The sequence below is a fragment of the Streptomyces sp. NPDC051172 genome, from assembly GCF_040682555.1.
In the GTDB taxonomy this organism is placed as follows: Bacteria; Actinomycetota; Actinomycetes; order Streptomycetales; family Streptomycetaceae; genus Streptomyces.
Window position 1 is genome coordinate 1 of the sequence record NZ_JBFBBE010000250.1, and the last position, 4,162, is coordinate 4,162.

Genomic DNA, 4,162 nt, shown 5'->3' on the forward strand with positions numbered 1-4,162 from the left:
TCGAGAACTGCACCGCCGGCGCCTGCCACTTCGACGTACCGCCCGGCACGTACGACGTGCAGGTCCTCCTCGGCGGCGAGGCCGCGTCCGGCACGAGCATCAGCGGCGAGACCCGGCGCTCCCTGCTCCCCGAGACACCCGCGGCGGCTGGAATGGGGGTCCCCCCCGCTCGAGCGAAGTCGAGAGTGGGGGAGGGTCGCCCGCAGCTTCACCGTGAACGTGCGCACGCCGGAGGGCGAGCCGACCCGACCGGACGGAACTCCCGGTCTGGATCTCGCGGTCGGCGGCTCGGCCCCCGCGCTCGCCGATATCAGCGTCACACCCGCCCGGCACGCCCGCCAGATCCTCCTGGTCGGCGACTCCACGGTCTGCGACCAGCCCGCCGCCCCGTACTCCGGCTGGGGCCAGCAGCTGCCGCAGTACCTCCTGTGAGGTGCCGAAACTCACGCACAGGCCCTGATCAGGCGCTTCGCGAGGATCGGCGGTCGTGGCAGTCTCGGACCCCATGGCGCTGCGTATGCTCTACCTGATCTTCGTCCGCCTCCTCGGCCTGCTCCTGCTGCTCTCCCGGACCGACCGGGCGAGGGACGTCGAGCTGCTCGCACTGCGCCATGAGGTCGCGGTACTGCGCCGACAGCTCGGTGTCCGACCGCGACTGACCTGGCCGGAGCGTGCCCTGCTCGCAGGTCTCGCCCGGCAGCTTCCGAGCCGACTGCGGCAACACCGCCTCGTCACCCCCGGCACGCTGTTGACCTGGCACCGCCGGCTGGTCCGCTGGAAGTGGAGACAGAAACCCGCGGCGACCGGACGCCCGCCGATCTCCGAGAAGTTCACCGCGCTGATCCTGCGCCTCGCCCGAGAGAACCCGACCTGGGGCTCGACCCGGATCCAGGGTGAACTGCACCGCCTCGGGTACCGTGTCGGCGCCTCCACGATCCGCCGCATCCTGCGCTCAGCAGGGCTCGGTCCGGCCCCCCGGCGCGGCCCGAACACCGGACCGACATGGGCTGAATTCCTGCGCACCCAGGCCTCCGGCATCCTTGCTGCCGACTTCTTCCACATCGACACCACGGCCTTGACCAGGCTGTACGCCTTCACGGTCATGGAGGTCGCCACCCGCACCGTGCACATCCTCGGCGTCACCACCCACCCGACCGCGGCCTGGGCCACCCAGCTCGCCCGCAACCTCCTCGCCGACCTCGGCGACCGGTCGTCCGGCTTCCGCTACCTCCTGCGCGACCGCGACAGCCGCTACACCCAGGCCTTCGACGCCGTCTTCACCAGCGAGAACATCGAGATCCTCAAGACCGCTCCACAGGCGCCGAAGATGAACGCCCACGCGGAGAGATTCATACGCAGCGTGCGGGCCGAGTGCACCGACCGGGTTTTGATCTACAACGCGCAGCACGCTCGGCACGTCCTGACCGAGTACGCCCGGCATCACAACACCGGAAGGCCGCACCGGGCCCTGCAGCTGCACGCCCCTGCCGACGACCCGAAGGTCATCCCGTTCCCCGCGCAGCGGATCCACCGTCACGACGTCCTTGGCGGACTGATCCACGAGTACCGCGACACCGCCTGACGAAGATCGACTAAACCGGCTAATGACCAGGTCAGCGCACATGCGGGACTTTTGGAACCCCACAGGGGACGCGGCACAAGGCGAGGTGCGGCTCGGGGTACATCGAGCTGTGACCTCTCATTCCATGGTGAGGGGAAATGCACGTGCGTGGGCACGCACCTGAGCGGCGCCTGCACCATACGTGAGAGTTGACTCTCGCATATTAAGAGAGGAGACTCTCACGTTATGACATCCAATAATCGCCTCGGCGATATCGAGATCACAGACCCCAAAGCCATGCGGGCCTTAGCGCATCCGGTGCGGCTGGCGATCCTTGACCACCTCCACCGGTACGGGCCTACGACAGCGACACAACTCGCGCCCGACGTGGGGGCGACGCCATCAGTGACCAGTTGGCATCTGCGCCACCTGGCGAGCTTTGGGCTGGTCCGCGACAGTGAGCCTGCCTCGGACCGGCGCCAGCGACGCTGGGAGGCCGTGGCGCGCGGCTTCCGCTTCAAGGCACCGCAGGATCCGGCCGATAATGAGGGCCGGTCAGCCGCGCAGATGCTGTCACAGCAAATGTTCCTGCGCTATTCAGATCTCCCGATCCGGTGGGCTGCCGAGGTCGAGCCAGAACTCGATCCGGCGTGGCGTAGGCTGGCCGGGTTGGCTAACACCCGCGTCGTCATTTCGGCTGATGAACTCGCCACCGTCGAGGACGGCATCGAGCGGATTCTCGCGCCGTACGTGACTCGCGATGCGGCCAAGCAACCTCCGGACGCCCGCGGCGTCCGGCTGATGCGCTACGTTCTACCGGAAGGCGCCGAGGAGCAAACCGGGCAGCTCTTATGAACAGCCGAAACCAGCCCGCCGTCGCCATATCCCTGTGGCGGGATCGACGGTTCCGCCGCTTCTGGGCCGGCCATTCCGCCTCACAGTTCGGTGACAGGATCACCGAACTGGCCCTGCCTCTGATCGCCATCAGCGCCATGCACGCCTCGGCCAACCAGGTGGCTTGGCTGACTGCACTGATCTGGACCCCAAACCTGCTCGCCATCTTCTTAGGAGCATGGGTCGACCAACGAGCACACAAGCGCCGTCTAATGATCTTTGCCGACCTGGTACGCGCCGCGATACTGCTTAGCGTCCCGGCAGCCTACCTGTTGGGGGCAGTGACGCTGGCACAGCTGTACGCAGTGGCGCTTCTGCTGGGCGTGGCCGGGGTGCTGTTCAACACCGCTTATCCGCCCTTCTTCGTGGGCCTCGTTTCGCCGGCGTCCTACGTCGACGCGAACAGCAAGCTCAGCGCCAGCCGATCGGTATCGTATGTCGCCGGCCCGGCCATCGGTGGCGGTTTGGTCCAGGCGCTGACCGCACCAGTCACTCTCGTCGTGGACGCTCTGACCTTCCTGGTGTCGGCGATCCTGGTCGGTCGGGTTTCGGTCGACGAACCGCCTTTCGAGTCCGACGATGTGGCGGCGTCCTCGCTGTTGCAACGTGCCCGGGAGGGAATGTCGTTCGTCGTCCGTCACCCAGTTCTGCGGGCGGCTCTCGGATGCGCGGCGACCGTCAACTTCTTCACCTTCGTCGCGGGCAGTGGGTTGATCGTACTGTTTGCCAACCGGAACCTCGGGTTGTCGGCGGGAGCGATCGGCATGGCGTTCGGGATCGGCGCGACCGGTTCCATCCTTGGTGCGGCGTTCGCTCCGAAGATCTCGAAATGGTTGGGCGTAGGGCGTTGCATCGCCGTCGGCGCGGTCCTTTTCCCGGCGCCGCTTGCCATTGCCGCTGCCGCGGGTGGTCCGCTCTGGCTCCGCGCCAGCGCCTTGGCCGCGACCGAATTTCTGTCCGGCTTCGGTGTCATGCTGTTCGACGTCAACCTCAACTCTCTTCAAGCTGCTGTGATCCCCGACAGCATGCGTAGTCGCGTGGCCGGTGCGTACAGCACGATGAACTACGGCATACGCCCTGTCGGCGCTGTCGTTGGAGGGTTACTCGCCACCCTCATCGGCCTGAGGCTGACCTTTTTTATCGCCGCTATTGGCGGAGCCCTGTCACTTCTTTGGCTGCTGCCTTCACCGATACCTCGAATTCGGACCCTGACTCAAGACAGCGGCGCGTACAAAACGACTGACGCGAACGACGACAATCAATCAGAGCCGGGCAGGCAGTACTCATGACCCGTGCAACGGCCACGGGCCGGACCATAGGGCGCGCCTTCCGGAGTGATTGATTTCTTGTCATCGGGTGGTCGACGTCGCATCGTCGGGCGTGCCCGTGCTGAGCGTAGTGAACGCCGATGGAACGACCGAAACTGCTCACTGATTGAGGACTTCGGCCTCAAGGGCGCCGGGCGAAGACTCACCGCCGCCCTTAAGGCCGAAGTCTGCTCCTCAGGTGCGCCGGTGACATCCAAGGAAGCGATCTCGGACCACGGAATCGTCGACGCAGTTCCCCAAGGAATCAATGAACTCTTCTCGGTAACGTCTCGTGACGTTTTGTGGTAAACATTCATCCCTGAAGGAACGGGGCCGGTCAAGTGCCTGACCTGTCCGTGTTTTTGGCGGTTCCCGGCTGCTTTTGGGCAGCGCCCGGCGA

The 4,162-nt window shown here is 65.9% G+C and carries 3 protein-coding genes and 1 pseudogene; all 4 read left to right on the forward strand.

All coding sequences use genetic code 11. The features are described 5' to 3' along the window. Positions 1 to 426: pseudogene (locus AB0N07_RS49800) on the forward strand (carbohydrate esterase); the annotation flags it as partial. A 61-nt stretch (positions 427 to 487) separates the two neighbouring features. Then, positions 488 to 1,582, forward strand: coding sequence for an integrase core domain-containing protein (locus AB0N07_RS49805; RefSeq protein WP_365847473.1), 1,095 nt, complete (start codon positions 488 to 490; stop codon positions 1,580 to 1,582). A gap of 225 nt (positions 1,583 to 1,807) precedes the next feature. Beyond that, positions 1,808 to 2,416 carry a helix-turn-helix domain-containing protein gene (locus AB0N07_RS49810; RefSeq protein ID WP_365847475.1) on the forward strand — a complete coding sequence of 203 codons (609 nt, stop codon included), beginning with the start codon at positions 1,808 to 1,810 and terminating at the stop codon, positions 2,414 to 2,416. Then, a complete protein-coding gene (locus tag AB0N07_RS49815; protein WP_365847477.1) occupies positions 2,413 to 3,744 on the forward strand; it encodes an MFS transporter in 1,332 nt (443 codons plus the stop codon). The genes AB0N07_RS49810 and AB0N07_RS49815 overlap by 4 nt, the downstream gene beginning before the upstream one ends. Positions 3,745 to 4,162 lie beyond the last annotated feature (418 nt).